This window comes from Sphaerisporangium rufum, from assembly GCF_016863395.1.
Taxonomy (GTDB): Bacteria; Actinomycetota; Actinomycetes; order Streptosporangiales; family Streptosporangiaceae; genus Sphaerisporangium; species Sphaerisporangium rufum.
In genome coordinates this window covers 1-6,121 of record NZ_BOOU01000128.1, presented here as the reverse complement: position 1 = coordinate 6,121, position 6,121 = coordinate 1, and the positions used below count along the sequence as shown (strand labels likewise).

Genomic DNA, 6,121 nt, shown 5'->3' with positions numbered 1-6,121 from the left:
CCTTGAGCAACGTCTGCTGTCCCGGCACCCCCGGCACCTACTTTCCGCGACGAGATCGACACCCTTCGTTATCGAACATGGTCACGGTAAAGCCCGCCGGGAAACGGCTCAACGCCTTCGCGCCGCATGGCCCCAGAACGACACCACGACGACACCTCGACGCCCGCCCGGGTCAGGTTGGGGCGGGTCGGGGCGTCTGAGGTTCAGGCCGGGTCACATCGAGCGGTCCGGGGTCCAGGCCAGGTCACATCGGGTCGGCCGGGGTCCAGGACGGGTCGCGGCCGACGATGCCGAGCAGGCGGGTGAGCGGCGGGGCGTCGTCCGGGACCGCGACCGGCGGGCCGAAGGCGCCGCGCTGCCGGCCCATCTCGACCATCCGGTCGGTGAAGTCCAGCGCCCGCGCGACCGTCTCGGGGGCCGGTTCGTAGTCCTGGCCGGTGGCGGTGGCCAGGTCCCAGCCGTGCACGACCATGTCGGTGAGGTACATCTGGGCCAGCGTGGTCATCGGCAGGCCCATGCCGGGGCTGGTGCCCTCCCAGGCCTCCGGCCGGGACCAGGCGGTGAGCGTGCGTTCGGCCCGCTCGGGGAAGTCGCCCGCGTACGGTCCCTGCTCGATCATCGGCTTGCCGTGGGCCAGTCCCTCGAACATCTCCGCCACCCATTCGAGGTGGTTGATCAGGTCCCGTACCGTGAACTCCTCGCACGGCGTGGGCAGCCCGAGCTGCTCGGGCCGCACCTCGCGGACCAGTTCGGCGGTCTGCTCGGTGGCGCGCCTCATCAACGGCATCATGTCGTCCATGGCAGCCATCGTGCCCCCCATGCCGGTGGGGCGGCTTGTAGAAACGCGACAGCGCGGCTGGGTGCACCCGTACGCGGGGCTGGACGCCTTCGACTATGTCCGGTGGCCGCCATCGCCCGGGCTCGCGGCGTACGTCGAGCACTTCTGGGTGGTCACCTGGACCGATCTCGCCGAGCCGTACGAGCAGCGCATCGTCTCCCATCCCACGGTGAACATGGCGATCACCGGAGACTTCCACCGGATCGCCGGCGTCATCACCGGCGGGTTCTCGTACACAATGCGGGGCAGCGGCCGGGTGCTCGGCACCCGATTCCGTCCGGGCGGCTTCCGGCCGTTCCTGGACGGCCCGGTCTCCCGGCTGACCGGCCGTTTCGCGGAGATCGGCGAGATGTACGGGGCCGCGGGCGCGGCGCTGGTTGAACGCGTGCTGGCCGAGCCGGACGGCCGGGCCGCCGGCACGCTCGTCGAGGACTTCCTGCTCGGGCTGGGGCCCAGCCGCGACCCGGTGGCCGAGGAGGTCGCGGCACTGGTGGCGGCGGTGGAGAGTGATGTGGCGGTGACCCGGGTGGACGAGCTGGCGGCCCGGGCGGGGCGGTCGGTGCGGTCGCTGCAGCGGCTGTTCCGGGAGTACGTCGGCGTCGGCCCCAAGTGGGTGATCCGCCGCTTCCGGCTGCACGAGGCCGCCGAGCGGGTGTGCCAGGGCATCGACCTGGCGACGCTGGCCGCCGAGCTCGGCTACACCGACCAGGCCCACCTGACCCGCGACTTCACCGCGGCCGTCGGCATGTCCCCCGCCGCCTACGCCCGCCGCACCGGCCCGGCCCGGCCGCCCGCCACCGGCCGGGCCGCGTCCGGGACGTAGGCCGCGTCACGCACGCAGCCCGGAGCCTCACACCTGTACGGCTTTCCATCGATACGCCGCTGGCGGGTCACGCGGGGTAGGCATGGGTTTCGGTGGCCTTGACGGAGGCCCAGACCTCGCGGCCGGGGGTGAGGTCGAGGTCGGCCAGCGCGGCGGGGGTGATGTCGGCGAAGGCGGAGATGGGGCCGTCCAGGTGCACCCGGACGTGGTCGCCGTGCCGCTCGACGCCGCCGACGCGGGCCGGCCACAGGTTGCGCGGGCTGCCGTCCGGCCGGGACCGGTACAGGGCGACGGCGGCGGGCGGGAAGGCGACGAACGCCGGGCCGGTCAGCCGTTCGGACGTGCTGAGCAGCAGCTCGCCGACCTGGACCCCGACGCCGCGGGCCGTCCCCCGGTAGAGGTTGAGCCCGACCAGGCGGGCGACGTAATCGGTGCGGGGGTGCCGGGCGACCTCGCCTGGGGTGCCCTGCTGGACGACGGCGCCGTGTTCGATGACGACCAGCCGGTCGGCGAGCACCATGGCGTCCAGCGGGTCGTGGGTGACCAGGACGGTGGCGCCGTTGAAGCCGGCCAGGTGGTGGCGGAGCCCGGAGCGGATCTCCAGCCGGGTGTGCGCGTCCAGGGCGGCCAGCGGCTCGTCCAGCAGCAGCAGGCGCGGCCGGACGGCCAGGGCGCGGGCGAGGGCGACCCGCTGGGCCTGCCCGCCGGACAGCCGGCCGGGCCGGGCGGCGGCGTGGCCGGCCAGGCCGACGCGGTCCAGCAGGGCGGCGGCGGCGCGGCGGGCCTCGGCCTTGGGGACGCCCTGGCAGCGGGGGCCGAAGGCGACGTTGTCCAGCGCGGACAGGTGCGGGAACAGCAGGTAGTCCTGGAAGACGACGCCGATCGGCCGCCGGTCGGCGGGCAGATGGTGCAGGTCGTGGCCGTCCAGGGTGATCCGCCCGCCGGGTGACATGGCGGTGAGCCCGGCCAGGGCGCGCAGCGCGGTGGTCTTGCCGGCGCCGTTCGGGCCGAGCAGCGCGACCACCTCGCCCGCCGCGACCTCCAGCGCCAGGTCCAGCGCGAACGCCGGCCGGGTGACGACGAGCCGGGCGTGCAGGCTCATGATGCGACCACCTCGCCCGCCGCGACGTCCGGCATCGGGTTCGACACGTAGGCGGTGTGCGGGGTCTTGGCCCGGCCGCCTCGCCCCCCGCGATGTCCGATGCGGGGTCCAGCAGGGAGGCGGTGCGGGGTCATGGCGTGCTCACCCAGCGGTCGCGCAGGCTCGCCAGGATGACCACCGAGACGGCCAGCAGGACCAGGCTGAGCACGATGGCCGCCTCCGGTTCGGTCTCCAGGGCCAGGTAGACGGCCAGCGGCATGGTGCGGGTGGTGCCGGGGAAGTTGCCGGCGAAGGTGATGGTGGCGCCGAACTCGCCGAGGGCCCGTGCCCAGCACAGCACCGCTCCGGCGATCACGCCCGGCATGATCATGGGGAGGGTGACCCGGCGGAACACCGTCCAGCGGGAGGCCCCGAGGGTCGCGGCGGCCTCCTCGTAGCGCTGGTCGGCGCCGCGCAGCGCGCCTTCCACGCTGATGACCAGGAACGGCATCGCCACGAACGCCTCGGCGACGATGACGCCGGCGGTGGTGAAGGGCAGGGTGACCCCGAAGGTCGCCGCCAGCCACTCGCCGACCAGGCCGCGCCGGCCGAGCACCAGCAGCAGCGCGACGCCGCCGACCACCGGGGGCAGCACCAGCGGGACGGTGACCAGGGCACGCACCAGGCGCCGGCCGGGGAACTCCACCCGGGCCAGCAGCCAGGCCAGCGGCACGCCGAGCAGCAGGCAGCCGGCGGTGGCGACGGTGGCCGACAGCAGCGACAGCCGCAGCGCCTCCAGCACCTGCGGCTCGGCCAGCCGCGCGGGCAGCGTCGCCCACGGGGCGCGGACCAGCAGCCCGGCCAGCGGCAGCACCAGGAAGGCTAGGCCGAGCAGCGCGGGCCCGACCAGCATCCACGGCAGCCGTCCCGCCGGTGCGGCCGGAGATCGGGCGGAGCCGGCGGCAGCGGCGGGGCCTTCAGGACCGCTGAGGCCATCGGAGCCGGGGCGGGTACGACCGGGGCCGGTAGGGCCGGGGCCGGTGGGGCCGGGACCCTTAGAGCCGGGGCCCTTAGGGCCGGGGCCGGTGGAGCCGGGGGAACCGTGGGGTGGTTCCTCCGGTTCGGGGCGCTGGGTGGCGGCCATGAGGATCAGGGCGCCTCGAAGCCGGCCTTGACCAGCACGTCCTTGCCCTGCGGGGACAGCACCAGGTCGACGAACCGCTGGGCGAGGTCGCCGGCGGGCGCCTTGGCCAGGGTGGCGATCGGGTAGTCGTTGACGGCCTGGCCGGCCGCCGGGAACTCGATGCCCTCGACCTTGTCGCCGGCGGCGATCACGTCGGTGTGGTAGACCAGCGCCGCGTCCACCTCGCCCAGCTCGACCTTGGTGAGGGTGGCCTTGACGTCCTGTTCCAGGGTGACCGGGACGACCTTGACCCCGGCCGCGTCCAGCGCCTTGACGGCCGCGGCACCGCAGGGCACCTGCTCGGCGCAGAGCGCCACCTTCACCTTCGGGTCGGCGAGGTCGGCGAGGTCGTCCACCTTGGCGGGGTTGCCGGCCGGGACGGCGATCTGCAGCCTGTTACGGGCGAAGGTGACCGGTGCGCTCGCAAGGGCGGCGTCCGTCACGGTCTTCATGGGGGCCGGGCCGGCGGCGGCGAACACGTCGGCCGGCGCGCCCTGGGTGATCTGCCGGGCCAGGGTGGCGCTGGAGCCGAAGTTGAACTTCACCGCGGTGCCCGGGTTCGCGGTCTGGAAGGCGGTGCCGAGCTCGGTGAAGGTGCCGGTCAGCGAGGCCGCGGCGAACACCGTCAGGTTCGTGGCTGCGGCCGGGGCGGCGGGCTCGTCCGAGCCGGCACCGGAGGCGCAGCCGGACAGGCCCAGCGCCAGGACGGCGGGCAGGGCCAGGGCCCGGCGGGAAAGACGCCTGAACACCGAAGAGCTCCTCACGGGTGACCGGCCGCGCGTTCGTGGCCGGGGATCTCCACGACGACGTTGGTCGACTTGATCACGGCGACCGCCACCACCCCGGGTTCCAGGCCGAGCTCGTCGGCGGCCTGCCGGCTCATCAGCGACACCACCCGGAACGGCCCGGCGGCGATCTCGACCTGGGCCATCACCGCGTCCCGGACCACCTCGGTCACGATGCCGCGGAAGCGGTTGCGGGCCGAGGAGCGGCCGCCGTCGACCGACTCGACCTGGGTGCGGGCGAAGGCGGCCAGGTCGGCGCCGTTCAGCCGCCGGTGGCCGTGCTCGTCGCGCTCGGCCCGCAGCCGGCCGGCGTCCACCCAGCGGCGGACGGTGTCGGCGCTGACCCCGAGCAGCGCGGCGGCCTCGCTGATCCGAAACGTCGTCACGATCTCCGATTCTACCTCTTGCAACAGCGATCCTTAAAGGCCATCGCTCTTTGCAGCTGCAAATCGTTTCTGAAGTCAGCCCTCGCAGTCGCGAGATCCAAGGAAGGCTGCGGAGGCATCGGCGGCGCGGTCCGTCGCGCGCGGACGGGGGCGTGCGGCGGTACCTCCTGTCCGGCGCGGCGCGGCAAAGCGCGGCACCGGCCGCGCGTGCTGCCGGACGGCTCGCGTTTCCTCGGGAACCGCTCATTGCCGCCGAGAGCGCCTCGTCCGCATCGCGGCCGTATCGAGGGCGATCGGGGTTGACGCTCATCGTCAACCGCTTGTCGCCGAACAGGGTTATTCGGGGTCCGACGCCGAACCTACGATCAACGCTCATGACGGACTCCGAGGTCCGACATCGCACCTATCACGGGAGGCAGACATGAAGGGTTCTGAGTGGATGACCGGCGACAAGAAGTCCACCAAGAAGCTCTCGCTGGCGATCCGGCGGCTGGAGAAGGTGGAGACCACCAGCGACCGCGAGATCAACGGCTGATCTGAACGGTGTGAGAGGCCGGCCCGACCGGGCCGGCCTCTCTTTGTCCATCACGTCCACCTGGATGGTTCTCATGCAACACCCGCACATCAAGCGTGTCCATCGGCCGATGAGCCTGCCGGACGGCCGCATCAGCATCGGCCTCATGCAGCAGGGCGTGGCCGCCGAGATCCAGGACGACGTGGACGGCTCCATCGCGCGCCTGATCGCCTTGATGGACGGCACCCGGACGGTCGAGGAGATCGGCGACGCGTTCGCCCGGACGCATCCCGGCGTCGCCGAGGCGGATCTCCGCGAAGTCATTCAGGGTCTCATCGACAACGGGTTCGTCGAGGACGCGGCCGCGCCGCTGCCCGCCAACCTCACCACGCGCGAGGCCGAGCGGTACGAGTCGGCCAGGAACTTCTTCGCCTGGATCGACACCCGCCCGCGCAGTTCCCCCTACGAGATCCAATCGAAGATCAAGGACGCCAGGGTGGCGTTGCTCGGG

7 protein-coding genes are annotated in these 6,121 nt (G+C 73.2%); 2 read left to right on the top strand and 5 right to left on the bottom strand.

Annotated elements, in window-relative coordinates; all coding sequences use genetic code 11:
* Positions 1-244: 244 nt before the first annotated feature.
* Complete coding sequence (locus Sru01_RS34915) at positions 245-799, bottom strand: TIGR03086 family metal-binding protein (RefSeq protein WP_203995135.1); 555 nt, start codon at positions 797-799, stop codon at positions 245-247.
* Between Sru01_RS34915 and Sru01_RS34910 the strand changes: the two genes are divergently transcribed.
* Positions 798-1,661 carry a helix-turn-helix domain-containing protein gene (locus Sru01_RS34910; protein ID WP_203995132.1) on the top strand — a complete coding sequence of 288 codons (864 nt, stop codon included), beginning with the start codon at positions 798-800 and terminating at the stop codon, positions 1,659-1,661. The genes Sru01_RS34915 and Sru01_RS34910 overlap by 2 nt on opposite strands.
* A 67-nt stretch (positions 1,662-1,728) precedes the next feature.
* Here the strand turns inward: Sru01_RS34910 and Sru01_RS34905 are convergent, their stop codons facing one another.
* The 4 genes from Sru01_RS34905 to Sru01_RS34890 form a co-directional block, all read right to left on the bottom strand.
* A complete protein-coding gene (locus tag Sru01_RS34905; protein ID WP_203995129.1) occupies positions 1,729-2,763 on the bottom strand; it encodes an ABC transporter ATP-binding protein in 1,035 nt (344 codons plus the stop codon).
* A gap of 130 nt (positions 2,764-2,893) precedes the next feature.
* Positions 2,894-3,655, bottom strand: coding sequence for an ABC transporter permease (locus tag Sru01_RS34900; protein WP_203995126.1), 762 nt, complete (start codon positions 3,653-3,655; stop codon positions 2,894-2,896).
* Between the two features lie 236 nt (positions 3,656-3,891).
* Positions 3,892-4,674: a molybdate ABC transporter substrate-binding protein gene (gene modA / locus Sru01_RS34895; protein WP_203995122.1), complete on the bottom strand. Its 783-nt coding sequence runs from the start codon at positions 4,672-4,674 to the stop codon at positions 3,892-3,894.
* Between the two features lie 11 nt (positions 4,675-4,685).
* Positions 4,686-5,096, bottom strand: a complete 411-nt coding sequence (locus Sru01_RS34890) for a TOBE domain-containing protein (protein ID WP_203995119.1) — start codon at positions 5,094-5,096, stop codon at positions 4,686-4,688.
* A 644-nt stretch (positions 5,097-5,740) separates the two neighbouring features.
* Between Sru01_RS34890 and Sru01_RS34885 the strand changes: the two genes are divergently transcribed.
* Positions 5,741-6,121, top strand: a 381-nt coding sequence (locus Sru01_RS34885) for a PqqD family protein (protein WP_203995116.1), incomplete at its 3' end; no start/stop codon positions are given.

Coding starts and splice junctions, on each gene's coding strand:
- Sru01_RS34900 (WP_203995126.1), bottom strand. CDS start 3,655: ATGCTGGTCGGGCCCGCGCTGCTCGGCCTAGCCTTCCTGGTGCTGCCG.
- Sru01_RS34915 (WP_203995135.1), bottom strand. CDS start 799: ATGGACGACATGATGCCGTTGATGAGGCGCGCCACCGAGCAGACCGCC.
- Sru01_RS34905 (WP_203995129.1), bottom strand. CDS start 2,763: ATGAGCCTGCACGCCCGGCTCGTCGTCACCCGGCCGGCGTTCGCGCTG.
- Sru01_RS34910 (WP_203995132.1), top strand. CDS start 798: ATGGCAGCCATCGTGCCCCCCATGCCGGTGGGGCGGCTTGTAGAAACG.